This is a genomic window from Modestobacter sp. SYSU DS0290 (assembly GCF_054050955.1).
Genome location: NZ_JBJHAI010000011.1, coordinates 53,514 through 79,400 on the forward strand (window position 1 = coordinate 53,514; position 25,887 = coordinate 79,400).

Here is a 25,887-nt window from a genome sequence, read left to right on the forward strand (position 1 = left end):
CGCCGGCGACCGACCCGGTGCGTTCACGGGCTCCTCACAGCGCGGCCACGGAGGCGCCGACCGCCGGCTGCCTGACCGCGACACCGTCTCCCCGGCCCGCCTCCACCGCCCGAGCCAGGGAGACCACCCGTGCGCCGTCCGTCCCGCCGTACCGCCGTGACCCTCACCGCTGCCGGTCTGCTGACCGCCGTCGCCGTGCCGGCCATCGCCAGCAGCACCCCACCCGTGCCCCAGGGCAACGGGACCCAGCAGGCCCAGCTCGTCGGGCACTCCGTCCTGCCCTCGGCCACCTTCGGGGAGCAGGTCCCCTCCGGCGCCCTGGCCAGCCCGGCGAACGGCGTCACCCCGCCGTTCGCCGCCCAGCCGATCCAGGGCTTCTCCGGACTGCTGCGGGACGGCGACGACTGGCTGGTGCTGGAGGACAACGGGTACGGCACCAAGGCCAACAGCGGCGACTTCCTGCTGCGCGTGGTCAAGCTGCGGATCGACACCGCCACCCAGCGCACGACGGTGCTCGACGGTGGCTTCAGCCTGTCCGACCCCGACCGCAAGCTGCCGTTCCCGCTGACCCGCAGCGACCGCCGGCTCACCGGCGCCGACCTGGACCCCGAGTCGTTCCAGCGGATGCCCGACGGCACCTTCTGGATCGGCGAGGAGTTCGGCCCCAGCCTGGTGCACGTCGACGCGACGGGCCGGGTGCTGTCCGCGCCGGTCCAGCCCGAGGGCGTCCGCTCCCCCGAGGCCTGGAACCTGGGCGGTGCCGCCCCGACGCTGGGCTCGAGCAGGGGCTTCGAGGGGATGGCCCTCGGCGTCGACGGCCACACCCTGTACCCGATGCTGGAGGGCGCCGTCGCCGGTGACGACCCGGCCACCCGCCGGATCTACTCCTTCGACACCAACCGCGGGAAGTACACCGGCCTCAAGGCGAAGGTGAAGTTCGAGGTGCCGAACAACGCCCTGGGCGACATGGTGGCGCTGGACCAGAACCGCTTCCTGATCCTGGAGCGGGACAACGGCCAGGGCCCGACCGCCCAGCTCAAGGCCGTCTACCTCATCGACACCCGGGACATCGACCGGGACGGCTACGCCGACAAGCGGCTGATCGCCAACCTGATGGCCATCCCGGACCCGCAGGGCGTCGGCGGCACCGCGGGCGGCTACTTCACCTTCCCGTTCGTCACCATCGAGCAGATCGCCGTCCTGGACGACCACCGCATCATCGTCGGCAACGACAACAACTACCCGGGCTCGGCCGGGCGCACCGCCGGCGTGCCCGACGACAACGAGTACGTGGTGATCCAGGTGGACGAGGACCTGCAGGTCGACCCGGCGCTGGCCGCGATCAACGCCCGCGGCCGCCGCTGACCACACGCAACGGCGCCCCGACCCGTCGGGTCGGGGCGCCGTTGTGTGTCAGGCGGCGATCAGGCGGCCTGGCTGCCCTGGTTCCAGGCGGCGCCCTGCAGCTGACGGCGGACCTTGGGGCCGCCGGTCGTCATCTTGTACAGCTTGGCGACCTGGGCCGGGGCGTTGGCCGGGGTGGTCTCGGCCAGCCAGCCGTTGGGCAGCGACAGCCGGATGACCTTGTGCCAGGCCGACGCGACCTGACGCGGCAGCGACGCGGTGTGGTACCGCAGGCCGTAGCGCTGGAAGAGGTCGCGGATCTGCGGGGCGATCTCGGCGTACCGGTTGCTCGGCAGGTCGGGGAACAGGTGGTGCTCGACCTGGTGGGAGAGGTTGCCGGTCATGATGTGCATGGCCTTGCTGCCGGAGATGTTGGCCGAACCGAGCATCTGGCGCAGGTACCACTCACCGCGGGTCTCCCCGTCGATCGACTTCTTCTCGAAGGTCTCCACGCCCTCCGGGAAGTGGCCGCACATGATCACCGAGTGCGACCACAGGTTGCGCACCACGTTGGCGGTGAAGTTGGCCGCCAGGGTGGGCAGGAACGACGGGCCGGACAGCGCCGGGTGGACCAGGTAGTCCTTGGTCGCCTGCTTGCGGATCTTCTTCAGCACCTGCTTGGCCGCGGCCCGGAACGCCGGGTTCTTCCGGCGCTCGGGCGTGGCCAGGTTCTTGCCCAGCTCGAGGTCGTAGGCGGCGATGCCGTACTCGAAGAAGCAGGCGTTGATGAAGTTCCACACCGGCTGGAGCAGGAACATCGGCACCCAGCGCTGGTCCTCGTCCACGCGCATGATGCCGTAGCCGAGGTCATTGTCCTTGCCGATCACGTTCGTGTACGTGTGGTGCAGCTCGTTGTGCGAGTGCTTCCACTGCTCGGCCGGGCTGGCCATGTCCCACTCCCACGTCGTGGAGTGGATCTTCGGGTCGCGCATCCAGTCCCACTGCCCGTGCAGGATGTTGTGCCCGATCTCCATGTTCTCCAGGATCTTGGCCACCGACAGCCCGGCGGTGCCCAGCACCCAGGCCGGCGGGAACTTGGAGAACAGCAGCACCGCACGGCTGCCCAGCTCGAGCTTGCGCTGGACGTCGATCACCCGGCGGATGTAGGCGGCGTCGGACTCGCCGCGGCTGTCCATCACGCCCTGACGGATGGCGTCGAGCTCACGCCCGATCGCCTCGATGTCCTCGGGGGTCAGGTGGGCGACGGGGTTGTCGGGCTTCTTCTGCAGGACGGTCACGAGGTGGCTCCTCCGGAGTGCTCGGTCGGGTGGGTCAGTGGTCGATGTCGCAGGCGCCGGCGGCGGCGCTGATGCAGGTCTGGACGAGCACGCCGTCGCCGGGGGCGGCGACGGTCAGCTCCCCGTTGCGCAGGTCGCGGACGGCGCCCTCGCGCAGCGGCAGGACGCAGCCGTAGCAGATGCCCATCCGGCAGCCGCTGGGCATGAGCAGGCCCGCCTCCTCCGCGGCGTCGAGGATCGGGGTCGAGCCGTCGACCTCGATGTCCCGGCCGGACTTCGCGAAGGAGACGGTGCCGCCCTCACCGGTGACCAGCACGCGGGGGCGGAAGCGCTCGGTGTAGAGCCGGTCGGCGATCCCCTCGGTGGCCCAGTGCTCCTCCAGCGCCTCGAGCAGCCCGATCGGCCCGCACGCCCAGGTCGACCGCTCGGCCAGGTCGGGCACGAGGTCGGCCAGAGCCGCGGCGTCGAGCAGCCCGTCGGTGGCGGTGTGCCGCTCGACCAGCCGGATCCGGCCGGCGGCCGCCAGCTCCCGCAGTTCCCGGCCGAAGATGACGTCGTCGGCGGTGGGCGCGGAGTGCACCAGGACGACGTCCTCGTGCTCGTCGACGTGGTTGCGCAGGATGCCCATCACCGGCGTGATCCCCGAGCCGGCGGTGACGAACAGCGCCTTGGCCGGCCGCTCCGCCGGGAGCACGAACTCACCGGTGGCCTGGTCGAGCTGGACGATCGTGCCGGGCTCGGTGCGGTGCACCAGGTGGTTGCTGACCTTGCCGTCCGGGATCGCCTTGACCGTCACGGTGAAGCAGCCGTCGGCCCGGCCGAGCACCGAGGTGATCGAGTAGGCCCGCCACAGCCGCACGCCCTCGACGTCGACACCGAGCCGGACGTACTGGCCGGGGGTGTGCGGCAGCCAGTCCCGCCCGGGGCGGATCACCAGGGTCGCGGCGTCGCGGGTCTCGCGGTGCACCGCCTCGATGCGGCCGCGCAGGGCGGCCCCCGAGCGCAGCGGGTCCACGAGGTCGAGGTAGTCGCTGGGCAGCAGCGGCGTCGTGACCAGCTCGGCCAGCTTGAGTGCGCGGTCACGCAGCGTCGTCAGGACCGGACGGGCGGTGCCCGGGCGCGGGACGGTGGCGGTCATGAACTGAGTCTTTCCCAGCCTCGCGATCAATCACCTGTCAATCGGACGTGAATCGAGCGGTAGCTTCTGTTCGCCCAGAACAAAGGAGCCCCGGGAATGACCGCTGACCCACCGGCCCCGCCGATCGCCGACCCGATGACCTTCCCACCGGCCGTCGCGGCGGCGATGCGTGCCGAGCTGCCGTCGGTCGCCGAGCGCACCGTGGCCAGCATCGTGGTGGAGGTGCCCAGCTACGCCGGGGCGTTCGCCGGGGAGATGGGCCAGGCGATCCAGCGGGCTGTCCAGGTCGCCCTGGGCGGGTTCCTGGAGCTGGCCAACGACGGCGGCGGCGTCGACCCCAGCCGGCCGATCGCGCCGGCGTTGGCCGGGGCCTACGCACTGGGCCGGGGAGAGGCACGCAGCGGCCGGTCGATGGACGCGCTGCTGTCGGCCTACCGGGTGGGTGCCCGGGTCTCCTGGCGGCACATGAGCGAGACCGCGGTGGCCGCCGGCCTCGACGTCGCCTCGCTGGCGCGCTTCGCCGAGCTGGTGTTCGCCTACATCGACCAGCTCTCGGCCGCCAGCGTGGCCGGCCACGCCGACGAGCTGGCCACCAGCGGGCGGGTGCGCCAGCACCACCTGGAGCGGCTCGGTGCGGTGCTCCTGGCCGGCCGTCCGATGCACGACCTGACCGCGGCCGCCGAGCGGGCCGACTGGTCACCGCCGCGGACCCTCACCGCCGTCGTGCTGCCCGAGCCCCGGGCCCGCGGTGCCCTCGCGCTGCTGGACGGCCGCACGCTGCAGGTCACCGAGGAGGCGGCCGGACCGGGGGGTGAGGAGGAGCGCGCCGTCCTGCTGGTGCCCGACGCCGGAGGCCGGGCCCGCCCGGGCCTGCTCCGCCTGCTGGAGGGGCACGAGGCCGCCGTCGGCCCAGCTCGGCCCTGGCAGGACGTCGCGGCGTCCCACCGGCGGGTGCTGCGTGCGCTGCGCCTGGGGCCGCCGCCACGGGGAAAGGCACCCCTGGACACCGAGGCGCGCCTGGTCGAGCTGGTGCTGCGCGCCGACGAGGAGGCGCTGACCGACCTGCGCGCCGCCGTGCTGGCTCCGCTGGAGGAGGTGACGGCGGCGACCCGGGAGAAGCTCGTCGCCACCCTGCGGTCCTGGCTGCTGCACCACGGCCGCCGGGAGCGGATCGCCGCGGAGCTGTTCGTGCACCCGCAGACCGTCCGCTACCGGATGGGGCAACTGCGCCAGCTGTTCGGCGACCGGCTGGAGGACCCGGCGACGGTGCTGCAGCTGACGCTGGCGCTCGGCTGCGCACCGGAGGAGCCCGACAGCTGACAGGCTGGGCCGGTGACCCGCTGGCCCGCGACCCCCGCGCCCGATGCGCTCGGCGCCGTGGTGCACGGGCCGGTGCTCCTCGCCCGCTCCCCCGGCATCGCCGCCGGCCTGCGCTGCGTGTTCGCCCATCCCGGCGGACTGCACCTGCCGGTGGTGGTGCACGCGGTGGGGGTGCAGGCCGAGGCAGCCGGGCGGCGCACCTTCCCCCGGCCGGGGGCGGAACGGCGGCCCTGGTCCGGCCTGCTGGTGACCCTCACCGCGGACGGCGTCAGCGCGCCGGCCGACCCGGTCGGACCGACCTCGACCGGCGGCCGCGACGCGTTCCGCTCGGAGGCGTCCTACTGGGCCGGTGCACTGCCGCGGGACGGCCGGCTGACCCTCACCGTCGGCTGGCCGGCGGCCGGGCTGGCGGAGACCACCACGGTGCTGCACCTCGGGCCGCTCGACGACGTCGCCGACCGGGTCGTGTCCCTGCTCTGAGGCGACTGCCCGGAGGCCGGGTCACGCGGCTCGGCCCAGGCGGGCCAGCACCCGGGTCGTCCGGTCCGCGCCCGGCGGCGGCTCGACGGCGGGGGCGCAGATGCCGTCCAGGTACAGCGCCTCGCCGAATCCGTCCGCGCCCTGCTCGACGCGGTCCAGCTCCGCCTCGGTGAGCGCCGCGTCCAGGCCGGTGGCCCGGGCGACGTCCCAGCGGTGCACGACCATGTCCCACACGTAGAACTGCTCGAAGGTCGCGCCGATGGTGGTCGGGCCGAAGAAGCCGTCGTACCCGCGGCCGACCACCTCGTCGTCGGCGACCAGCTCGGCCACCCGCCGCGTGTGGGCGGCCCAGGCGACGGCCGGGTCCCCGGCCAGGTCCGGCGCCGGGCCGACGTCCAGCCCGTGGCCGGCGAAGAGCTCGCGTTGCGTGTCGACCAGGTGCGCGACGACGTCCCTCGCCGTCCACCCCGCGCACGGCGAGGGGCTGGCCCACGCCTCCGCGGGGACGTCGGCGAGCAGGGCGGACAGCGGTGCCGCGGCGGCCTCGTGGGCGCGGGCGGTGGGGTTCGGGGCGGTGGGGTTCGCGGCGGTCGGGTTCGGCGCGGTCGGGTTCGGCGCGGTGGTGTCCATGGCCGCAGCCTGGCCGGGTGCGGCAGGCTGCGTCTTGATGAAAGCCGACAGCGGACCGACGCGGCTGGACCTGGTCGAGCGGGCGCACCTCAGGGAGCCCGGCGACGCGTCGCACGCCATGTACCGGTACGAGCCGGACCCGGTCGTGCGTGGCCTGCTGCGCCGGTTCTGGATCCCGGTCTGGTCGGTGCCGCCCGGCCGGGAGGCGGTGCAGCGGGTGCTGCAGTACCCGGTGTCCCTGCTGGTCGTCGCCGACGGGTACGCCCGGTTCTACGGGGTCACCACCGGGCTGTCGACCACCACGCTGGCCGGCGACGGCTGGGCGGTCGGCGTGATGTGCACGCCCGCCGCCGGCACGCTCCTCAGCGGCACGTCGATGGCCGAGTTCACCGACCGGTACGTCGACCTGCCCGACGTCCTCGGTCCGGGAGGTGTCGCGCTGGTCGACCGGGTCCGGACGGCGATGGCCGCGGACCCGCACGCCGGACGCGCCCACGCGACCGCGATGGCCGCGTTCACCGACACGGTGCGCCCCCGTCTGCCGGTGGACGCCGAGGGCGAGCTGGTCGACCGGGTCGTCGCCTTCGTCGAGGAGCGCTCCGACGTGCTCCGGGTGGCCCAGGTGCACGCGGAGTTCGGGCTGTCCGAGCGGGCCCTGCAACGGCTGGTCCACCGCCGCCTCGGCCTGACCCCCAAGTGGCTGATCCAGCGTCGCCGCTTGCAGGAGGCCGCCGAACGGCTGCGCGCCGGCGGGACGACCCTGGCCGAGACGGCCGCGGTGCTCGGCTACGCCGACCAGGCGCACTTCGTGCGCGACTTCTCCCGGGTCACCGGCACCACCCCCGGCCGGTTCGCCGCCGGCCACCGGGCCTGAGCGCGGTCAGCCGCGCAGCGCCCGGGTGACCTTCCGGACGCCGAGGACGGCCCCCGCCGCACCGGCGACCCACGGCCCGGCGACGAGCAGCGGGTCGAGCAGCTGGTGGCGCTTGTCCGAGCGGCCGGCCCGGGACCGCAGCCCGCCGTGCGTCAGCTCCGTGCGGACCCCGGTCGCCGGCACGTCGGGGCGGGTGGAGGCGAACGAGCGCAGGTGGCTCTCCCAGGCGTCGACCCGGTCACCGGCGATCAGCAGCAGCCAGTGCGCCAGCCGGCCCTCGCCGAACCGGTCGTAGGCCAGCCGCCGGATCGACCCGGAGAGGCCGTGCAGCGGCTGGGCGGTGCCGAACACCGGGGTGACGAAGGCGTGCTCGATCGAGCGTTCCCGCCCCTCCCCGCCCGGCTGCCGCTCGGGGAAGCGCCAGTGCGCGCCGGTCGTCTCCGGGGCGTAGTGCAGCTTCGGGTGCGACGGCCGGTCCGCCGGGTCGAGGTCGACGCCCCAGCCGGGGATGCGCGCGCGCAGCTCCTCCCGGCTCGGCGGTGCGGTGCGCTTGTCCGGCACGTAGGCGCTGGGGACGTCGGGGCCGGGGAGCTCGGCGGGGTTCGTGCTGCTCTCGGTCATCGGTGCCCTTCCCTCAGGCGGCGTTCGGCACGATCAGGGGCTTGATGCAGCCGTCGAGCTTGGCGGAGAAGACGTGGTAGGCCTCCGGGATCTCCTCCAGCGGGAAGCGGTGGGTGACCATCTGCCGCGGGGTGAGGTGACCGTTGCGCACGTGCTCGAACATCCGGGGCCACTGCCGCTTCACCGGCGTCTGGTTCATCCGCAGGGTGAGGCCCTTGTTCATCGCGTCGCCGAACTTCACCGCGTTGGGCACCGGCCCGTAGGCGCCCACCACCGAGATGGTGCCGCCCTTGCGGGCGGAGTCGATCGCCCAGTTCAGCGCGGTCGGCGAGCCGCCCTGCAGCTTGAGCTTGGGGCCGGTGAGCTGCTGGGCGAGGTTGCCGTCGGCCTCCGCGCCGACCGCGTCGATGACCACGTCGGCGCCGAGGAAGTCGGTCTGCTTCTTCAGCTCGACCACGACGTCGTCGTACTGGTCGTAGTCCAGCGTCTCGGCGTAGGCCATCTCCTGGGCCTTCGCCAGCCGCTCGGCCAGGTGGTCGACGACGATGACCCGGCCGGCGCCCATCAGCCACGAGGACTGGGCGGCGACCAGGCCCACCGGCCCGGCGCCCAGGACGACGACCGTGTCCCCTTCGGCGATCTCACCGAGCTGGGCGCCGAAGTAGCCGGTCGCGGCGGCGTCGGTGAGCAGCACGGCGTCCTCGTCGTGCATCCAGTCCGGGATCCGCACCGGCCCGACGTCGGCGAAGGGCACCCGCACGTACTCGGCCTGGCCGCCGTCGTAGCCACCGGTGGTGTGCGAGTAGCCGTAGATGCCGCCGACGGCCGTGGCGTTGGGGTTGACGTTGTGGCAGTTGGAGTACAGCCCGCGGGAGCAGTACCAGCACGACCCGCAGAAGATGTTGAACGGCACCATCACCCGGTCGCCGACCTGCAGGTTCTCCACCGAGGAGCCCACCTGCTCGACCACCCCGATGAACTCGTGGCCGAAGGTGTGCCCGATCCGGGTGTCCGGCATCAGGCCGTGGTACAGGTGCAGGTCCGAACCGCAGATCGCGGCCAGGGTCACCCGGACGATCGCGTCGTTGGGGTGCTCGATGCGAGGCATCTCCTTCTCCTCGACCCGCAGCTTGTACGGCCCTCGATAGGTCATCGCCCGCATCGGTCCTCCTGTTTCCTGCGCCGTCCGCGGCCGGGCCCGGTCGGCCCGCGCCCCCCGCGCCGGGTGCCCGGGCTGGGACTGTCCAGTTCGCGGGTCCGCCAACCATCCGGCGCCCACCGCTCCGAGTGGCACGTGCCCGCGGACGACGACAGACTGCGGGACGTCCGTGCCGGGCCGGCCACCGTCGGTCACCGACCGGGCGGCGCCGGCTCCGGGTCGGCGTCGGCTGTGTCCGTTCACGGGGGAGAACGGAGGACTCTCATGTCGCTCTACGAGCGTCTCGGGCAGGACGTCGGCATCCGCACGGCGGTCGACGACTTCTACCGCCGGGTGGTGGCCGACCCGGAACTCGCCGGGTGGTTCGAGGGCGTCGACATGCCCCAGCTCCGCCGCCACCAGACCGCGCTGCTGGTGCAGGTCACCGGTGGCCCGGTCGAGTACTCCGGCCGGGAGCTGGCCGCCGGGCACGAGGGGCTGGACATCACCGGGGACGCCTTCGACCGGGTGGTCGGCCACCTGGTCGACACCCTCACCGAGCTCGGGGTCTCCGGTGAGGACATCGGCCAGGTCGGGGCGGCGCTGGGCGCCCACCGCGACGAGATCGTCACCGAGCCCGCGCCGGCCGGCTGAGCCGGCGCCCCGAGGAGACGCCCGTGGACATCCCCGCGATGCGGGCCAGCTTCGCCAAGGCCGCCGCGCACGGCGACGAGGTGCCGCTGTGGTTCTACTCCCACCTGTTCCTGACCCACCCCGAGACCCGGGAGATGTTCCCGGTCTCCATGGCGCACCAGCGCGACCGGCTCTTCGCCGCCCTGGGGGAGGTCGTGGCGCGGGTCGACGACCTGGACTCGCTGGTGCCGATCCTGCAGCAGCTGGGCCGTGACCACCGCAAGTTCGGCGCCGTCGCCGCGCACTACCCGGCGGTCGGGGCGAGCCTGCTCGCCACGCTGGAGCACTTCGACGACGAGTGGGACGACGCCCTGGCCGCGGACTGGACGGCGGCCTACCAGCTGATCGCCCAGGTGATGCTCGAGGCCGCGGACGCCGCGGACGACCAGCCGCCCTGGTGGGAGGCGGAGGTCGTGGCCCACGAGCGCCGCACGATCGACGTCGCCGTGCTGACCCTGGCCCCGCGCCAGCGGCTGGACCACCTCCCCGGGCAGGCGGTCTCGGTCGAGTCCGACCTGCGTCCCCGGCTGTGGCGCTGGTACTCCCCCGCGAACGCGCCGCGCCCCGACGGCTCCCTGGAGCTGCACGTCAAGGCGCGCGCCGGCGGCCCGGTGAGCACCGCGCTGGTGCGGTCGGCCCGGGTGGGAGAGGTGGTGCGGCTCGGGCCGCCGGTCGGGCAGCTGACCCTGGACACCGACTCCGACCGGGACCTGCTGCTGGTGGCGGGGGGCACCGGGCTGGCGCCGCTGAAGGCGATCGTCGACCAGGTCGCCCGCTCCGGGCCGGCCCGACGGGTCGACCTCTTCGTGGGCGCCCGTACCGAGGACGACCTCTACGACCGCGCCGACCTCCACCGCATGACCCGGGAGAACCCCTGGCTGACGGTGACCGAGACCGTCTCGCACGACAAGACCTCGACCCTCGAGCACGGCGACGTCGGCGACGTCGTGCTGCGGCACGGCCCGTGGACCGGGCGGGACGCCTACGTGGCGGGCAACCCGGCGATGGTCGAGGACACCGTGACCCGGCTGCACACCTCCGGCCTGGCGATGAGCCGGATCCGCACCGAGGTCTTCGCAGCCAGCAGACCGAGCCCGACCCTCGATGGGAAGGTGACCGAATGACCACCAGCGAGCAGGCTCCCGGTTCCCCCGCCGGCCGCCCCCGCCCCGGCCCGGACCACCGGCTGACCCCGGACGACGTGCGCAGCGCGCGGTTCTCGCACGGCTCCCTGCTGCACCCGGGGTACACCGAGGCGGAGGTCGACGGCTTCGTCGACCTGGTCGCCGAGGAGGTGTCCCGGCTCAGCGGGGAGAACGAGCAGCTGCGCGCCCAGCTGGCCCAGCTGGAGGCCCAGCTGGCCGAGGCGTCGGTCCGCCCCTCCCCCAGCGACCAGGCCGTCGGCATCCTGGCGACCGCGCAGCAGACCGCCGACGCCTACGTCGCCGAGGCCGAGGAGTTCAGCCGGCAGATGACCGCCGAGGCGCGCGCCCAGTACGAGGAGCAGCTCGGCCAGGCCCGGGACAAGGCCGGGGCGATCATCCAGGCCGCGCAGGAGGCCGCGACCCGGGCCGTCGGCGAGGCCCCGCGCCCGTCGGCCGACCAGCCGCAGACCGAGCAGCTGCAGGAGCAGATCGCCTACCTGCGCGCCTTCGGGCAGGCGACCCGCACGCAGCTGCGCGCCTACCTGGAGGCGTTGCTCGTCGACGTGGAGAAGGAGTGGGGCGCCGCCCACCCGGCCGGGCTGCCGCCGGTGCCCCGGCCGTCGCCGGGCCCGCGGGCCGATGTCCAGCCGGCGACGTTCGTGGCCAACGCGGCCGGCGCGGCGCCCGGCGAGCGGGAGGGCTGACCGCGACGACCCGGGGTGAGCTGCGGTCGGCGCGCCCCGGGTCGTCGCGGTCAGGTGCCCCAGCGATCAGCTGCCGAGCCGGCCGCCGTCGGTCCGGTAGACCACCGCGACGCTGGGCCGCGGGTAGCCCCGCTCGGGCAGCAGGTCCGGCCAGGTGCTCGACGGCGACTCCCGGGTCGAGCCGGTGGTCTCCCCCGGGTGCTGCACCGAGACGAACACCGACCGCCCGTCCGGCGGGATCTGCGGTCCGCTGCACTCCGCGCCGATCGGCACGGTGAGGAACGCCTTCAGGTGCCCGCGCTCGGGTCCTGCGGTCGGCACCGCGAACAGCCCGTCGTTCGTCCCGGCGAAGGTGCCTGCCTCGCGGTTCCGCGTGGACAGCACGTTCCCGTCGGTGGAGATCCACAGGTTCCCGGCCGGGTCGAACTCCAGGTTGTCCGGGCACGAGATCGCGCTGACCGCCGACGGGTCGTAGCCGGCGAAGTAGGTGCCCGGGGTCTCCGGGTCGCCGGCCACGAGGAACACCCGCCAGTAGAAGTCGTCCCCGGCGATCCCGTCGGTCTCCAGCCACTCCAGCACGTGGCCGTTGCGGTTGCCGGCGCGCTCCTCGTAGGTCCCGTCCTGGAGGTCGAAGGCGAAGGACCGGGCCACCGGGTTCGGCTCGTCAGCCTCCTCCCGCCGCGAGTTGTTGGTCAGCGCGGCGTAGACGCGGCCGTTGACCGGGTTGACCTGGATGTCCTCCGGCCGGTCCATCCGGGTGGGCACCTTCGCCGGGTCGACGACGACGGGCGCCGCCGGGTCGGGGAAGTCGCCGTTGGCGTCGAGCTCCTTGCCCAGCCGGTCGGCGGCCAGGCGGGTGAAGGTGAGCACCCAGGGCACCGACTTGCCCGGGATCATCGACTGCCCGTCCTTGACCAGCGGCACCCACTGGCCGGTGCCGTCGAACTCGCCGTCGGCCGGCACCGAGGCGAGGCCGTCGATCTGCTCTGGCGGCGAGTCGCCGGTGAACCGCGCGACGTAGAGGTCGCCCTCCTCGAGCAGGGTCAGGTTGTGCTCCCGGGCGGCCTTGCTCCTGCCGGGGTCGAAGGTCTTCCGGGAGACGAACTTGTAGATGTAGTCGAACCGCTCGTCGTCGCCGGAGTAGGCGACCACGCGCCCGTCCTCGGCGATCTGGACGTTGGCCCCCTCGTGCTTGAACCGGCCCATCGCCGTGCGCTTCTTCGGGGTCGAGGTCGGGTCGTAGGGGTCGAGCTCGACCACCCAGCCGAAGCGGTGCACCTCGTTCGGCTCCTGGGCCAGGTCGAACCGCGGCTCGACCTTCTCCCATCCGCGGACGGGCGCGTCCTCGGCGCTGACGCCGTAGCGGCCCAGCTGGAGTTCCCGTGGGTCCTCCACGATCGGCGACGAGGTGCCGAAGTACTGGTTGAAGTTCTCCTCGCCGTGCAGGGTCGTGCCCCAGGGGGTCTCCCCGCCCGCGCAGTTGTTCAGCGTCCCCAGGACGGTGCGTCCTTCTGGGTCCGCGGTGGTCCGCACGTACTCCGAGCCGGCGACCGGCCCGGTCAGCTCGATCGGGGTCATCGCCGTGATGCGGCGGTTGCGCTTGCCCCACCGGTCGGGCAGCCAGTTGCCCGAGTCGCCGTCCCGGGCCACCTCCACCACCGAGATGCCGTGCGCCATCATCGCGATGCGCTTCTGCTCGTCGGTGGTCGGTGCCTCCTCGTCCGCCACGCCGGCGAACATCAGCTGCTCGTCGGTGTACTCGTGGTTGACCACGAGCAGCGCCCGGCGCTCGTCCCGGCCGAGGGGCAGCCAGCCGATGTAGTCGCAGTTGTAGCCGAACTGCTTGGCCTGGGCCTCGGGCGTCTGGGCGTCGACGTCGAAGTCCGGGGCGTCCCACACCACCGGGTCGCCCCACCGCATGACCACCGAGTACTCGTAGCCGGCGGCGGTGACCAGCTCGTCGAGCAGGTTCTGCTGGACCGGCTCGAACGTCAGCGCCCCGTCGGCCGGCGGCTGCCAGCCACCGGATCCGGGAACGCGCCGGCCCCCGGCCAGCGCCGGCTGGAGCGGGGAGGCGACCACCAGCAGCGCGCCGGCCCCCGCGCCCTTGAGCATCGTGCGGCGGCTGAACGCGGACCGGGCGACGTCGGCGAACGTCGGGTTGTCCGTCTGGTTGGGCACCGGCGCATCGCAGGCGTTGCCGCACTTGTAGTGGCACGTCGTGTGGCTGCGGCTGCCGTGCCGGACCTCGTCGAGAAAGGGCAGCAGGCGACGGCCACGGGGCCGCTCGATGTGGGTCACGGTGGTTCCCCGATCTGGTGGCGGACGGATCGGTCCGGACGCTAGGAAGCGGCCACGGGGGTCGGGGTGGAGTCGGGGTGAACTCCGGATGAGGTGTGAGCTGGGACACGCCGGAGCCGTGCGTGGTCCACGCGCAGCGGAGCCCGGGAACCGCACCGAGTCACGTCCGCCGGCACATCGGCCGGCGCGGGTCGAGCAGCCGTGGGTGGCTCAGCCGTGGGTCGCGTGGCCGTGGGCGTGCACCCGGCCGTACTCGTCGACCGCGTCGGGGCCGTCGCCGTCGGGTGCCTGGTCCGGCCGTCGTCCGGCGGCGGCCCGCGCCGCCTCCCGGCCCTCGTCGCGCCGGTCGTGCCGCCAGTCCACGACGCCGATCACCAGCGCGGCGAGCGCGCCCACGACCGCGACCGACAGCGCCGTCGCCGCGGCCCGGGCGTAGTCCTGTCGGCCGTCGCTGAGCACCAGGTAGAACAGGCCGGGCAGCGCCGCGGTGCCGATCGCACCACCGAAGCGCTGGAAGGTCTGCAACCCGCCGCCGGCCGAGCCGGCCATCCGCACGGGGACGTCGCGGAGGGTGAGGGTGACGTTGGGCGAGATCACGAACCCGCCGCCGATGCCGGCCAGCAGCAGCGTCGGGGCGGTCGCCCAGCCGCTCACCCCGGACGGCGCGAGCAGCAGCACCCCCGCCGTCCCGGTGAGCCCGAGGGCGACGCCGCTGAGCCCGAAGACCGTCAGCGCCCGGCCGTAGCGCTCCACCAGCCGCCCGGCCACCACAGCGGCGGACGCCGAGCCGATCGCGAACGGCGTCACCGCCAGGCCGGACTGCAGCGGCGTCCAGCCCAGCCCGGTCTGGAAGAACAGGGCGAAGACCAGCCAGATGCCGCTGAAGCCGACGAAGTAGACCGTGCCCAGCGCGACTCCCGGGGCGTAGCCGCGGGTGGCGGTGACCAGCCGGGGGTCGAAGACCGGCTCACCGCCGCCGCGCACCACCCGGCGCTCCCACAGCACGAAGACCGCGAGCAGCACCAGCCCGATCGGGAAGAGCCACCACAGCCGGGTCAGCCCCCCGGACTCCGCCTCGACCAGCGGCAGCAGCAGGGCCAGGGCACCGGCTCCGAGCAGGCCCACGCCGACGACGTCGATCCGCCCGTGGCCACGACTGGTGGGCCGGGGCAGCAGCCGGACGGCGAGCACGAGGGCGACCACGCCGATGGGCACGTTGACGTAGAAGATCCACCGCCAGCCGCCGGGGCCGGACGCCAGCGCCAGCAGCAGCCCGCCGACCACCGGGCCGACCGCGGTGGAGATGCCCACGGTGGCGCCGAAGAAGCCGAACGCCCGGCCCCGCTCCGCGCCGCGGAACAGCTGCTGGATCAGCGCGGAGTTCTGCGGCGCCAGGCAGCCGGCGGCGACCCCCTGCAGCAGCCGGGCGGCGATCAGCAGCTCGGCGTTGGGCGCCGCACCGGCCGCCGCGCTGCACAGCACGAAGGCGACCAGGCCGATGAGGAACATCCGCCGCCGGCCGAACGCGTCGCCCAGCCGGCCGGCCGGGACCAGCGCCAGCCCGAAGGTGAGCGCGTAGCCGGAGACCACCCACTGCACGGTCGAGGCGGTGGCGCCCAAATCCTCCTGCAGCGAGGGCAGGGCGACCGAGACGATGCTGACGTCCAGCAGGGTCATGAAGCCGACGACGAGGGTCACCCACAGCGCCCGCCAGCGCTTCGGGTCGGCGCCCTCCGGCGGCTCGGCGGGGCGCTGCCCGGCACGGTCGACGGCTGCGTCGGTCACCGGCGTTCCTCTCCTGCTCGACTGCGGACGCCGGTCCCGGCTCCCCCCGGGTGATCGTCTCCCGGCGCGCTCCGGTCCGCTCCCCGGGGGACGCGCCTCACGGGAGGGCGACCGTCGTCGTCACCCGGACCACCGAGGGGTCCGGGGGCACCGAGCCGAAACCGAAGGTGACCGGCGGCCGCACCGGGGCGACCGCGCCCAGCGGCTCGCCGTCCCAGGTGGCCCGCACCTCGGTGACGGCGTGCAGGTCCTGGACGCCGTACCACTCGGTGCGGCCGTTGCCGGCGGAGCCGGTGGTCCGCAGCCCGGTCAGCACGCGGGCCGGCAGGTCGAGCAGCCGGACCCAGCCGGGGGCGCGGGCCAGCGGTGCGGGCACCGCGCGCAGCAACCGGCCCAGGGCGGGACGGCGGCCGGTGCGCAGCTGCAGCGCCAGCGGGCCGGCGTGGACCGCCCAGGTGACGGCGTCCGGCCGGCGCACGGTGACGTCGACCACCCGCACCTCGTCGAAGGTGTACGTGGCCGCGACGAACTCGGCCAGCTCGGCGGACTGCGCCAGCAGCACCCGGTGGCCGTCGGGCCGCTGGACCATCACGTCGGAGACCGGTCCCAGCGGCGAGCGGGGCCAGTGGCCCACCACCAGCCGGGTGCCGGACGCGGTGCCGGTGCCGAGGATCCAGCCGTCGAAGCGCAGCCGCTCGCCGCGTGTGGTGCGCACTGCCCTGCGGTTCCCGGCGGCCCCCGCGCCACACGCGCCGGAGGCGGTCCGTGTCCTGAGCCACTCGGGGGGCGGCAGCGAATACCGCGGACGGACGGGGGTAGAACTGGAGCCGAACAGGGCGGAGAGACACCAGGAGTCAGCCCTCCTCAGGACTGGAGCCCGCCCATGAGCGGCAATGCCACCCACCGCTTCAGCAACACCAGCGTGCTGACCGTCCAGACGGCGGACGCGACCCAGGTGATCACCTCCGACGCGATCGACGAGCAGCTGCTGGAGACCTACCAGCGGGTGCGGCTGCGACCGGGCCTGCTCGAGCGGCTGGCCGGGATCCGGGAGCGCCGGTGGTGGGCCGACGGCGTGACCTTCGTCGACGGCGCGGCGATGGCCGGCGCCAAGGCGATCAGCGAGAGCGGCGTCGACCCGGCGGCCATCGGGCTGATGGTGAACACGTCGGTGAGCCGCCAGCACCTGGAGCCCTCCACCGCGGTCGCCGTCCACCACGCGCTGGACCTGCCCCGCTCGTGCAAGAACTTCGACATCACCAACGCCTGCCTCGGCTTCGTCAACGGCATCGAGCTGGCCGCGGCGATGATCGACTCCGGGTTCATCGAGTACGCGCTGATCGTCAACGGCGAGGACTCCCAGAAGGTGCAGGAGCGCACCATCGAGCGGTTGCAGCGGCCCGAGACCCGCTCCCGCGACGTCATCGACCAGTTCGCCACCCTGACCCTCGGGTCCGGGGCGGCGGCGATGGTGCTGGGGCGCAGTGACCGGCACCCGGAGGGGCACCGCGTGGTCGGCTCGGTGAGCCGGGCCGGCACCGAGCACCACGAGCTCTGCACCGGCGACAACGACCAGATGGACACCGACCTCAAGGGCCTGCTGGACGCCGGCATCGCGCTCTCGGCCGACATGTGGGACGAGGCGGCCGGGGAGTTCGACTGGCAGCAGGGCATGGACCGCTACGTCATGCACCAGGTCTCCAAGGTGCACACCGCGGCGATGTGCGAGCGCTTCGGGGTCGACCCGGCCCGCGTCCCGCAGACCTTCCCGACCCGCGGCAACCTCGGCCCCGCCTCGGTGCCGTTCACCCTGGCCTCGGACGCGGACGGGCTGGTCGACGGCGACCGGGTGCTGCTGATGGGCATCGGCTCGGGGCTGAACGCCTCGTGCATGGAGATCGCCTGGTGAGCGACCGCACCGAGGGCCTGCCGCCCGGCCTGCCCGGGCTCGACCCCGCCTGGTCCCGCTGGGTCACCGTCGCCGACGCCGCCGGCGTGAAGCGCGAGTGGCACCTGCTGGACAACGGCGTCCGGGAGCCGGTGGGCACCCTGCTGTGCGTCCACGGCAACCCGACCTGGTCCTACCTCTGGCGCCGGCTGCTGGCCGCCGCGCCACCCGGCTGGCGGGTGGTCGCCCCCGATCACCTGGGCATGGGGTTCTCCGAGCGGCTCGCCTCGCCCCGGACCCTGGCCGAGCGGGTCGCCGACCTGGGCGACCTCACCGCCGCGCTGGGCATCACCGGCCCGGTGGTGACCGTCGGCCACGACTGGGGCGGCATCCTCTCCCTCGGCTGGGCGCTGGCCCACCGCGACCAGCTGCGCGGTGTGGTGCTGACCAACACGGCGGTGGCGATGCCCGAGGGCGACGCCGGGCCGGCGCTGATCCGGCTGGCGCACCTGCCCGGGGTGCGCGGCACGGCCACCGTCGGGACGCCGCTGTTCGTCCGGGCGACGACGGCGCTGTCCTGGCCGCCGCTGCCCGCCGCCGTCCGCAACGCCTTCGCCGCCCCCTACCGGGACGCGCGGCGCCGCGGCTCGGTCGGTGACTTCGTGGCCGACATCCCGTTCGCCGACGGGCACCCCTCCCGCCCGGACCAGGAGGCGATCGCCGAGGGCATCCGGGAGCTCGACGTGCCCGCCCTGCTCATGTGGGGCCCGCGCGACCCCGTCTTCGGCGAGCGCTACCTCACCGACCTGCGGTCCCGGCTGCCACACGCGCAGGTGCACCGGTTCGAGGGCGCCTCCCACCTGCTGCCGGAGGACGCCCCCCGGTACGCCGCCGCAGTCGCCCAGTTCGTCGCCGACCTCGACGCTCCTCCGGCGTCCGCGCCGCCGCGTCCGGCCGTCCCCGCCGACCGACGGCCGTGGTCGGCGCTGGCCGCGCGCGCCGGCGACGACTCCCCCGCCGTGGTCGAGGTCGGCGGCGGCACGGTCAGCTGGTCCGCGCTGCACCGCCGGGTCGAGGAGCTGGCCGCAGGGCTGCGCGCCGCCGGACTGCGCCCGGGGCAGCGGGTCGCGCTGCTGGTGGAGCCCTCCGCCGACCTGACCGCGTCGGTCTACGCGGTGTGGCGGGCCGGGGGCGCGATCGTCGTCGTCGACCGCGGGCTGGGCCTGGCCGGCATGCGCCGGGCGCTGCGCGGCGCGTCGGTCGACGCGGTCATCGGCAGCGCGCAGGGGCTGGCCGCCGCGCGCGCCATGGGGCTGCCGGGGCTGCGGTTCGCCGCCGGCCGGCTGCCCACCGCCGCCCGCCGCGCGCTCGGGGTGGCGCACGACCTCGCCGAGCTCGAGCAGCTCGGCCGGGCGGGCGGTCCCGTCGCCGACGAGTCCACCGCCGACGACGACCGGGCGGTGCTGTTCACCTCCGGCGCCACCGGCCCCGCCAAGGGCGTGGTCTACACGCAGGCGCAGGTGGTCGCGCAGATCGCGCTGGTCCGCGAGGCCTACGGCCTGACCGCGGACGACCGGTTCGTCGCCGCCTTCGCGCCCTTCGCCATCCTCGGCCCGGCGCTGGGCATTGGCTCCGCGGTGCCCGACATCGACGTCACCGCCCCGGGGACGCTGACCGCCGCGGCGCTGGCCGACGCCGTCTCCGCCGTCGACGCCACCGTGCTGTTCGCCGCGCCCGCGGCGCTGCGCCGGGTGGTGGCCACTGCCGGCGAGCTCACCGCCGCGCAGCGGTCCGCGCTGGCCGGCGTCCGGCTCGTGATGTCGGCCGGCGCGCCGGTGCCGGCGTCCCTGCTGCGCGCGCTGCGCGAGGTGCTCCCCGCCGCCGAGGCGCACACCCCGTACGGGATGACCGAGGCGCTGCCGGTCACCGACGTCTCGCTGGCCGAGATCGAGGCCGCCGAGCAGGAGGCGGGCGGGACGCCGGACGGCGTCTGCGTCGGGCGCCCGCTGCCCGGGGTGGAGGTGCGGGTCAGCCCGCTGGACGGCACCGGCGCCGCCACCGGTCCGCTGAGCACCGCACCCGGCGTGACCGGCGAGGTCTGCGTGCGCGGCGCGCACGTCAAGGACCGCTACGACGCGCTGTGGATCACCGAGCGGCTCTCCTCCCGCGATGCCGGCTGGCACCGCACCGGCGACGTCGGGCACCTGGACGCCGATGGCCGGCTGTGGGTGGAGGGCCGGCTGCCGCACGTGGTCACCACGCCCGCCGGCCCGGTCACCCCGGTCGGCGTCGAGCAGCGGGTGGAGCAGCTGCCCGGGATCGCCGCGGCCGCCGCCGTCGGGGTCGGCCCGGCCGGCACCCAGGCCCTGGTGGTCGTCGTGGTGCCCGAAGGCGGCGGCGCCCGGCGCGGGCGGCTGCAGCCCGCCGACACGGAGCTGGCCGACGCCGTCCGCGCGCGGGCGGTGGTGCCGGTGGCGGCCGTGCTCACCGCCGACCGGCTGCCGGTCGACATCCGCCACCAGTCCAAGGTCGACCGGGCCGCCGTCGCCCGGCAGGCCGACCGGCTGCTCGCCGGCTCCCGCACGGGCGTGCGCCGGCCCGGGGCGTGAGGGTCCCGTGAGGGTGCTGGTCACCGGGGCCAGCGGGATGCTCGGCCGGGCCACCGCCACCGCGCTGATCGAGCGCGGCGACGAGGTGACCGTGCTGCAGCGGCGTCCGGCGGGGCTGCCGTGCGCGGAGGTGCTGGCCGACGTCGCTGACCGGGATGCCGTGGCGCGCGCGGTCGCCGGGCAGGACGCGGTCGTGCACCTGGCCGCGAAGGTCGACGTCGTCGGCCCCTGGGCGGAGTACCGGCGGGCCAACGTCGAGGGCACCCGCTCGGTCGTCGACGCCTGCCGCGCCGGCGGGGTCGCCCGGCTGGTGCACGTCTCCTCGCCGTCGGTGGCGCACGCGGGTGCGGCGCTGGCCGGCGCGGGCGCCGGGCCGGCCGACCCGGTGCGGGCCCGCGGCGCCTACGCCCGCTCCAAGGCGCTGGCCGAGCAGGAGGCGCTCGCGGCGGACTCCGCGTCGCTGGCCGTGCTCGCCGTCCGCCCGCACCTGGTGTGGGGGCCGGGCGACCCGCAGCTGGTGGAGCGGATCGTCGCCCGGGCGCGGGCCGGCCGGCTGCCGGTGATCGGCACGGGCGCCGGGCTGATCGACACGACCTACGTGGACAACGCCGCAGCGGCGCTGGTCGCCGCGGTCGACGCCTGCGGGCCGGTGCACGGCGAGGCGCTGGTGGTCTCCAACGGCGAGCCCCGGCCGGTCGCCGAGGTGCTCGACCGGCTGTGCCGGGCCGCCGGGGTGCCCGGCCCCTCCCGGCGCGTCCCCTTCGCGCTGGCCTGGGCCGCCGGCGCCGTCGTCGAGGGCGTCTGGCGGGCGACCGGGCGCCGGGACACTCCCCCGCTCACCCGCTTCCTCGCCGAGCAGCTGGCCACCGCGCACTGGTTCGATCAGCGGCGCACCCGCGAGGCGCTGCGCTGGGCGCCCGCGGTGTCGCTGGAGGACGGCTTCACCCGGCTCGCCGCGGCGATGCGGCCGGCATCTCACAGCGCGGCCGTCATGGCTGTGCAGCCGAGCTAGCCGACGCGTAACGCTCGCGGCGGCTCCGGGAAACACGCCGTCCATACCTTCGCCTGGCACCCCGAGGCGCCTCCCGGCGCCCGCACCGCCGCGAAGGAGCACCCGCCCCATGCCTCTCTCCCCCAGGCAGCTGGTCGTCGTCGGCGGCGGCATGGTCGCCCACCGGCTGGTGGAGGCGCTCGTCGACCGGGGCGCGGTCGACACGGGCGACGTGGACGGGGGCGGCTGGCAGGTCACCGTCCTCGCGGAGGAGCCCCGGGCTCCCTACGACCGGGTGGCGCTGACCTCCTACTTCTCCGGGCGCGACCCCGAGGACCTGTCCCTGGGCCAGCCCGAACTGTGGGAGACACCCGGGGTGACGCTGCGCCGCGGCGAGCAGGTGACCGCGGTCGACCGCGCGGCGCAGCGGGTCACGACGGCCACCGGCCGGGAGCTGCCCTACGACGCGCTGGTGCTGGCCACCGGCTCGTCGGCGTTCGTGCCGCCGGTGGAGGGGCGCGACCTCACCGGCTGCTTCGTATACCGGACCATCGACGACGTCGCCGCGCTGCGGCGGTACGTGACCGACCGGCAGCGGGAGCTGCCCCGGCCGGTCACCGGTGCGGTCGTCGGCGGCGGGCTGCTCGGCCTGGAGGCCGCCGGCGCGCTGACCGCGCTCGGCGTCGACACCTCCGTGGTCGAGTTCGCGCCCCGGCTGATGCCGCTGCAGGTCGACGACGGCGGCGGCGAGGCGCTGGCCCGGCTGGTCGGCGCGCTGGGCGTGCGGATCCACGCCGGGACGGCGACGGCGAAGCTCACCGCGGGGCGCGACGGCCGGGTCGGGCGGATGCACGCCGCGGAGGGCTCGGCCACCGGGCTCGAGCAGCTGGACGTCGACGTGGTGGTGTTCGCCGCCGGTGTGCGCCCCCGCGACGAGCTGGCCCGCGCCGCCGGGCTGCCGGTGGGGCCGCGCGGCGGGGTGCTGGTCGACGCGAGCTGCCGCAGCGAGGACCCGGCGGTGTACGCGATCGGCGAGGTCGCCGCCGTCGACGGGCGCACCTACGGCCTGGTCGCGCCGGGCTACACGATGGCCGAGGTGGTCGCCGACCGGCTGCTCGGCGGTGCCGCGGAGTTCCCGGGCGCGGATCTGTCGACGAAGCTGAAGCTGCTCGGGGTGGACGTGGCCAGCTTCGGCGACGCGTTCGGCACCACGCCCGGGGCGCTGTCGGTGGTCTACGGCGACCCGGTGGCCGGGGTCTACAAGAAGCTGGTCCTCTCCGACGACGCGCGCACGCTGCTCGGCGGGATCCTGGTCGGTGACGCCACCGCCTACGCCGGGCTGCGCCCGCTGGTGGGCCGTGAGCTGGGCGGTGACCCGGCAGCCTGGCTGCTCCCCGAGGGCGCGGAGGGCGGGCCGGCGTCGGCCGAGCTGCCCGACGACGCCGCGGTCTGCTCCTGCAACAACGTGACGGCCGGGACGATCCGGGACGCGGTCCGCTGCGAGGGCTGCACCGACCTGGGCGCGGTGAAGGGGTGCACGAAGGCGGGCACCAGCTGCGGGTCGTGCCTGCCGCTGGTGAAGAAGCTGGTGACCACCGAGCTGGAGGCCGCCGGGGTCAGCGTCAGCCGGGCGCTGTGCGAGCACTTCGACGTCAGCCGCGCGCAGCTGTTCGACATCGTGCGGGTCACCGGGATCGCCAGCTTCAGCGAGCTGGTCGAGCGGCACGGCCGCGGCCGCGGGTGCGACATCTGCCGGCCGGTGGTCGCCTCGATCCTGGCGAGCCTGGACGGCCGGCACGTCCTGGACGGCGAGCGAGCCGCGCTGCAGGACACCAACGACCACGTGATGGCCAACATCCAGAAGGACGGCACCTACTCGGTGGTGCCGCGGGTGCCCGGCGGGGAGATCACCCCGGAGGGGCTGATCGCCATCGGCGAGGTGGCCCGCGACTTCGGGCTGTACACGAAGATCACCGGCGGCCAGCGGATCGACCTGTTCGGTGCGCGGATGGAGCTGCTGCCGGCGATCTGGCAGCGGCTGGTGGACGCCGGGTTCGAGTCCGGGCACGCCTACGGCAAGTCGCTGCGCACGGTGAAGTCGTGCGTCGGGTCGACGTGGTGCCGCTACGGGGTGCAGGACTCCGTCGGGCTCGCCGTCGCCCTGGAGCTGCGCTACCGCGGCCTCCGGTCACCGCACAAGATCAAGCTCGGTGTCTCCGGCTGCGCGCGGGAGTGCGCGGAGGCGCGCGGCAAGGACGTCGGGGTGATCGCCACCGACAAGGGGTGGAACGTCTACGTCGGCGGCAACGGCGGGTTCACCCCGCGGCACGCGCAGCTGCTGGCCGAGGACCTGGACACCGAGACGCTGGTGCGCACCATCGACCGGTTCCTCGTCTACTACGTGCGCACCGCCGACCGGCTGCAGCGCACCGCGCCCTGGCTGGAGGAGATCGAGGGCGGGCTGGAGCACGTGCGCGCCGTCGTGCTCGAGGACTCGCTGGGCATCGCCGCCGACCTGGACGCCGCGATGGCCTCGCACGTCGAGGGCTACACCGACGAGTGGCGGGCGACGCTGGAGGACCCGGAGAAGCTGCGCCGGTTCGCCGCCTTCGTCAACGCACCCGACTCCCCCGACCCGTCGCTGGCGTACGTGGTCGAGCGCGGGCAGCCGCGCCCGGCGACCGACGCCGACACCGACCGCCCCGGCGCCGTGCTGGTGGCCGGCCCCCGCCTGGAGGTGCTCCCCCGATGACCGCAACACTCGACACCCCGTCGCCGGCGACTGCGACTGCGACCACCACTGGGACCGCGCCCGGTTGGACGACCATCTGCGCGTTCGACGACCTGCTCCCGGAGCGCGGCGTCGCGGCGCTGGTGGACGGGGTGCAGGTGGCCGTCTTCCGGCTGTTCGACGGCAGCCTGCACGCGGTGGGCCACCGCGACCCGTTCAGCGGCGCGTTCGTGCTGGCCCGGGGCCTCGTCGGCACCCGCGGCGACGCCCCCACGGTGGCCTCGCCGATGTACAAGCAGGTGTTCGACCTGCGCACCGGGGTCTGTCTCGATGACCCCGCGGTGGCGGTCCCGGTGTACCCGGTGCGGCTGCGGGACGGCCGGGTCGAGGTCGCCACCGGCTGAGTCACCAACCGCCCGGTCCCTCTCCGCCCGTCCCACTCTCCGCCCGTCCCACTCCCCGCCCGATCCAGCCTCGCGCCCCAGCTGATGCCGTGTCGTGTCGACGAGACGACGTGTCGACACGACACGGAACCCGCTCGTCGACACGTCGGCACGGCGACATGGGCCACTCCGGGTGTCGACTCAGAACGGCGGGGGGTCGTGGTCCGGCCCGGGGGGCGGCGGTTCCGGTCCGGCGGCTGAACGGCACTCGGGTGGTTCGGGATCGGGTGGTCGGCGGCCGGGTGGTCGGGTGGTGCGGGTGACACCGCTGGGGGTGGTCACCCGCAGGGTGCCGTCGGGGGTCATCGCGAACCGCCAGCCGGGGGCGTGGGTCTTGAGCCGGTGGTGGGAGCGGCACAGGCAGCAGAGGTTGGCGCAGTCGGTCACGCCACCGCAGGAGTGCGGGATGACGTGGTCGAGGTCGGCCCAGCCGACGCGTTGGCCGCAGTTGGGGAAGCGGCAGCGGCGATCCCGGGTGGTGAGGAAGGCGCGCTGGCGCTCGGTGGGCCGGTAGTTCGCCGTCGCGGGCGGCGGTCCCAGCAGCGCGCAGCCGCACTCACCCCCTGGATGGTGCGGGCAGCCACGCTTCGCCGAGCGGGTGAGCTCCGCGGGGGTGACGGTGGCCAGCAGCTCCCCGTCCGGTCCGGTGATCGCAAAGCTCAGCGTCCCGCCCTCGGGAGCGGTGAGGCCCAGCGCGCCGACCCGGGCGAGCAGGTCGCGCAGGTGGGCGGCGGTGATCGGCAGCCCGTTCACCTCACCCGGCGTGACCCCGCCTTCCAGGGCCTCCAGCGCCGCGGTGACCGTCAGGTTCGCGGTGAGCAGCGGCAGGCCGTTGTCGGCGGGGCGGAGGATCAGCGCCGCGGCCACGAGGGTGCGCAGCTGACCGATCGGCCGGGGGTCCCCGTCGGCCTTGAGCATCCGGGCCAGCTGGTCGATCAGGTCGTGGGCCTCGGCGGCCACGTCCGCGGGCAGGTCCACCGCCAGCACGGCACGACCGTCACCAGCCGACGGGTACACGTGCACGTCAGCGGCCTTCTCCGCCTCCACCCGCGCTTCCTCCGCGGCGTCGGCATCGAACCGCAGCACCAACTCCGTCGCCCGCTTGCCCACCCCGGTCACCGACAGATCACCGGCCTCACCCAGCAACGTCGCTTCCACGCGGGCGGCAACCTCCGCGGGAACGGACCTCAACGCGTCGGCCAACTGCTGCGCCCGCCGCTCATCCAGGTCCCCGGCCCGCAGCGCGGCGAAGGTGGCCGGGAGCTTGTCCCGCCACACCAGCGCCCTGGTGAGCCGGATCGCCGCCGTCCCCCGGCCGACGTTGAGCACCGTGGCCAGCTCGGCGGTGAAGAACTCACTCACCTCGCCGTCGGCCGGCTGGGCGGTCCACCCCTGCCGCCGGGCACCGGGACGATCCGGCGCAGGATCGGCGGCGGAGGGCCGCTGACCGGCGAGGGCCAGGATCAGTTCGGCTTCCTCCGCGGTGGCTCTCGCCCGCTGGCGCTGGATGCCCTGCAGCCGGGCCGCGAGCAGCTCATCGGGCCACTCCGACGCCGGCGACGACTCCCGGGACTCCGGGTAGTGCAGCTCGAGCACCACGTTGGCCGACCGGGCAGACGGGACCGACGGCGGGGGCAGGGCCGCGGTCTCCGTCACGCCCTCGAACATACGTACGAGGTACGACAGTTCCGACAGGTCGGAGTCGCAGCCTCGCGGCCCAGCCGATCCACACCAGGAGCAGACAGCGGCCGGCC

General features: G+C 74.8%; 21 protein-coding genes. 12 read left to right on the forward strand and 9 right to left on the reverse strand.

Annotated elements, in window-relative coordinates:
• Window positions 1–156: 156 nt before the first annotated feature.
• Window positions 157–1,365, forward strand: coding sequence for an esterase-like activity of phytase family protein (locus ACI795_RS11340; RefSeq protein ID WP_457075601.1), 1,209 nt, complete (start codon window positions 157–159; stop codon window positions 1,363–1,365).
• 59 nt (window positions 1,366–1,424) lie between these two features.
• Here ACI795_RS11340 and ACI795_RS11345 read toward each other — a convergent pair whose 3' ends face one another.
• Together ACI795_RS11345 and ACI795_RS11350 are read right to left on the reverse strand one after the other, a co-directional pair.
• Entirely contained in the window at window positions 1,425–2,642 is a 1,218-nt protein-coding gene (locus tag ACI795_RS11345) for a fatty acid desaturase family protein (RefSeq protein WP_457075602.1), read from the reverse strand.
• A 34-nt stretch (window positions 2,643–2,676) separates the two neighbouring features.
• Window positions 2,677–3,780, reverse strand: a complete 1,104-nt coding sequence (locus ACI795_RS11350; protein ID WP_457075603.1) for a ferredoxin reductase — start codon at window positions 3,778–3,780, stop codon at window positions 2,677–2,679.
• 96 nt (window positions 3,781–3,876) lie between these two features.
• Between ACI795_RS11350 and ACI795_RS11355 the strand changes: the two genes are divergently transcribed.
• Both ACI795_RS11355 and ACI795_RS11360 read left to right on the forward strand, forming a co-directional pair.
• On the forward strand, window positions 3,877–5,100 hold the full coding sequence (locus ACI795_RS11355) for a PucR family transcriptional regulator (RefSeq protein WP_457075604.1): 1,224 nt from the start codon (window positions 3,877–3,879) through the stop codon (window positions 5,098–5,100).
• 12 nt (window positions 5,101–5,112) lie between these two features.
• On the forward strand, window positions 5,113–5,580 hold the full coding sequence (locus ACI795_RS11360) for a hypothetical protein (protein ID WP_457075605.1): 468 nt from the start codon (window positions 5,113–5,115) through the stop codon (window positions 5,578–5,580).
• 21 nt (window positions 5,581–5,601) lie between these two features.
• Here ACI795_RS11360 and ACI795_RS11365 read toward each other — a convergent pair whose 3' ends face one another.
• The gene (locus ACI795_RS11365) at window positions 5,602–6,210 is read right to left on the reverse strand and encodes a TIGR03086 family metal-binding protein (RefSeq protein ID WP_457075606.1); all 609 of its coding nucleotides are present in this window, start codon (window positions 6,208–6,210) and stop codon (window positions 5,602–5,604) included.
• A gap of 37 nt (window positions 6,211–6,247) precedes the next feature.
• Between ACI795_RS11365 and ACI795_RS11370 the strand changes: the two genes are divergently transcribed.
• The gene (locus ACI795_RS11370; RefSeq protein WP_457075607.1) at window positions 6,248–7,084 is read left to right on the forward strand and encodes a helix-turn-helix domain-containing protein; all 837 of its coding nucleotides are present in this window, start codon (window positions 6,248–6,250) and stop codon (window positions 7,082–7,084) included.
• A 6-nt stretch (window positions 7,085–7,090) separates the two neighbouring features.
• Here ACI795_RS11370 and ACI795_RS11375 read toward each other — a convergent pair whose 3' ends face one another.
• Window positions 7,091–7,705 (reverse strand): hypothetical protein, encoded by a 615-nt coding sequence (locus ACI795_RS11375; protein ID WP_457075608.1) that lies wholly within the window; start codon window positions 7,703–7,705, stop codon window positions 7,091–7,093.
• 13 nt (window positions 7,706–7,718) lie between these two features.
• Window positions 7,719–8,858 (reverse strand): zinc-dependent alcohol dehydrogenase, encoded by a 1,140-nt coding sequence (locus tag ACI795_RS11380; protein ID WP_457075609.1) that lies wholly within the window; start codon window positions 8,856–8,858, stop codon window positions 7,719–7,721.
• A 270-nt stretch (window positions 8,859–9,128) separates the two neighbouring features.
• Between ACI795_RS11380 and ACI795_RS11385 the strand changes: the two genes are divergently transcribed.
• The 3 genes from ACI795_RS11385 to ACI795_RS11395 are packed head-to-tail and all read left to right on the forward strand — an operon-like array spanning window position 9,129 to window position 11,385.
• The gene (locus ACI795_RS11385) at window positions 9,129–9,497 is read left to right on the forward strand and encodes a group I truncated hemoglobin (protein ID WP_457075610.1); all 369 of its coding nucleotides are present in this window, start codon (window positions 9,129–9,131) and stop codon (window positions 9,495–9,497) included.
• A gap of 23 nt (window positions 9,498–9,520) precedes the next feature.
• Window positions 9,521–10,660 carry a globin domain-containing protein gene (locus ACI795_RS11390; RefSeq protein WP_457075611.1) on the forward strand — a complete coding sequence of 380 codons (1,140 nt, stop codon included), beginning with the start codon at window positions 9,521–9,523 and terminating at the stop codon, window positions 10,658–10,660.
• Window positions 10,657–11,385: a DivIVA domain-containing protein gene (locus tag ACI795_RS11395; RefSeq protein ID WP_457075612.1), complete on the forward strand. Its 729-nt coding sequence runs from the start codon at window positions 10,657–10,659 to the stop codon at window positions 11,383–11,385. Before ACI795_RS11390 ends, ACI795_RS11395 begins: the two co-directional genes overlap by 4 nt.
• 66 nt (window positions 11,386–11,451) lie before the next feature.
• On the opposite strand, the gene ACI795_RS11400 is transcribed toward ACI795_RS11395, so the two are convergent.
• From ACI795_RS11400 to ACI795_RS11410, 3 genes are all read right to left on the reverse strand, one after another.
• Window positions 11,452–13,686 carry a PhoX family protein gene (locus tag ACI795_RS11400; RefSeq protein WP_457075613.1) on the reverse strand — a complete coding sequence of 745 codons (2,235 nt, stop codon included), beginning with the start codon at window positions 13,684–13,686 and terminating at the stop codon, window positions 11,452–11,454.
• Between the two features lie 210 nt (window positions 13,687–13,896).
• On the reverse strand, window positions 13,897–15,471 hold the full coding sequence (locus ACI795_RS11405) for an MFS transporter (RefSeq protein WP_457075614.1): 1,575 nt from the start codon (window positions 15,469–15,471) through the stop codon (window positions 13,897–13,899).
• Window positions 15,472–15,568: 97 nt separating this feature from the next.
• Complete coding sequence (locus ACI795_RS11410) at window positions 15,569–16,186, reverse strand: hypothetical protein (protein WP_457075615.1); 618 nt, start codon at window positions 16,184–16,186, stop codon at window positions 15,569–15,571.
• A 168-nt stretch (window positions 16,187–16,354) separates the two neighbouring features.
• Here ACI795_RS11410 and ACI795_RS11415 point away from each other — a divergent pair, with 168 nt between their 5' ends.
• The 5 genes from ACI795_RS11415 to nirD all read left to right on the forward strand — a co-directional run bounded on the left by ACI795_RS11415 (window position 16,355) and on the right by nirD (window position 24,094).
• The gene (locus tag ACI795_RS11415) at window positions 16,355–17,380 is read left to right on the forward strand and encodes a 3-oxoacyl-ACP synthase III (RefSeq protein WP_457075616.1); all 1,026 of its coding nucleotides are present in this window, start codon (window positions 16,355–16,357) and stop codon (window positions 17,378–17,380) included.
• Window positions 17,377–19,968 carry an alpha/beta fold hydrolase gene (locus ACI795_RS11420; protein ID WP_457075617.1) on the forward strand — a complete coding sequence of 864 codons (2,592 nt, stop codon included), beginning with the start codon at window positions 17,377–17,379 and terminating at the stop codon, window positions 19,966–19,968. The genes ACI795_RS11415 and ACI795_RS11420 overlap by 4 nt, the downstream gene beginning before the upstream one ends.
• A gap of 7 nt (window positions 19,969–19,975) precedes the next feature.
• Entirely contained in the window at window positions 19,976–20,980 is a 1,005-nt protein-coding gene (locus tag ACI795_RS11425) for an NAD-dependent epimerase/dehydratase family protein (RefSeq protein ID WP_457075618.1), read from the forward strand.
• Between the two features lie 109 nt (window positions 20,981–21,089).
• The gene (gene nirB, locus ACI795_RS11430; protein ID WP_457075619.1) at window positions 21,090–23,711 is read left to right on the forward strand and encodes a nitrite reductase large subunit NirB; all 2,622 of its coding nucleotides are present in this window, start codon (window positions 21,090–21,092) and stop codon (window positions 23,709–23,711) included.
• The gene (nirD, locus tag ACI795_RS11435) at window positions 23,708–24,094 is read left to right on the forward strand and encodes a nitrite reductase small subunit NirD (RefSeq protein ID WP_457075620.1); all 387 of its coding nucleotides are present in this window, start codon (window positions 23,708–23,710) and stop codon (window positions 24,092–24,094) included. The genes nirB and nirD overlap by 4 nt, the downstream gene beginning before the upstream one ends.
• A 180-nt stretch (window positions 24,095–24,274) precedes the next feature.
• Here the strand turns inward: nirD and ACI795_RS11440 are convergent, their stop codons facing one another.
• Window positions 24,275–25,789, reverse strand: coding sequence for a DUF222 domain-containing protein (locus ACI795_RS11440; protein WP_457075621.1), 1,515 nt, complete (start codon window positions 25,787–25,789; stop codon window positions 24,275–24,277).
• Window positions 25,790–25,887: the final 98 nt, after the last annotated feature.

What these genes read in the sequence shown, in the direction of transcription:
- ACI795_RS11395 (WP_457075612.1), top strand. Translation starts at nt 10,657, where the DNA reads ATGACCACCAGCGAGCAGGCTCCCGGTTCCCCCGCCGGCCGCCCCCGC.
- ACI795_RS11355 (WP_457075604.1), top strand. Translation starts at nt 3,877, where the DNA reads ATGACCGCTGACCCACCGGCCCCGCCGATCGCCGACCCGATGACCTTC.
- ACI795_RS11375 (WP_457075608.1), bottom strand. Translation starts at nt 7,705, where the DNA reads ATGACCGAGAGCAGCACGAACCCCGCCGAGCTCCCCGGCCCCGACGTC.
- ACI795_RS11370 (WP_457075607.1), top strand. Translation starts at nt 6,248, where the DNA reads ATGAAAGCCGACAGCGGACCGACGCGGCTGGACCTGGTCGAGCGGGCG.
- ACI795_RS11350 (WP_457075603.1), bottom strand. Translation starts at nt 3,780, where the DNA reads ATGACCGCCACCGTCCCGCGCCCGGGCACCGCCCGTCCGGTCCTGACG.
- ACI795_RS11380 (WP_457075609.1), bottom strand. Translation starts at nt 8,858, where the DNA reads ATGACCTATCGAGGGCCGTACAAGCTGCGGGTCGAGGAGAAGGAGATG.
- ACI795_RS11385 (WP_457075610.1), top strand. Translation starts at nt 9,129, where the DNA reads ATGTCGCTCTACGAGCGTCTCGGGCAGGACGTCGGCATCCGCACGGCG.
- nirD (WP_457075620.1), top strand. Translation starts at nt 23,708, where the DNA reads ATGACCGCAACACTCGACACCCCGTCGCCGGCGACTGCGACTGCGACC.
- ACI795_RS11365 (WP_457075606.1), bottom strand. Translation starts at nt 6,210, where the DNA reads ATGGACACCACCGCGCCGAACCCGACCGCGCCGAACCCGACCGCCGCG.
- ACI795_RS11415 (WP_457075616.1), top strand. Translation starts at nt 16,355, where the DNA reads ATGAGCGGCAATGCCACCCACCGCTTCAGCAACACCAGCGTGCTGACC.
- nirB (WP_457075619.1), top strand. Translation starts at nt 21,090, where the DNA reads ATGCCTCTCTCCCCCAGGCAGCTGGTCGTCGTCGGCGGCGGCATGGTC.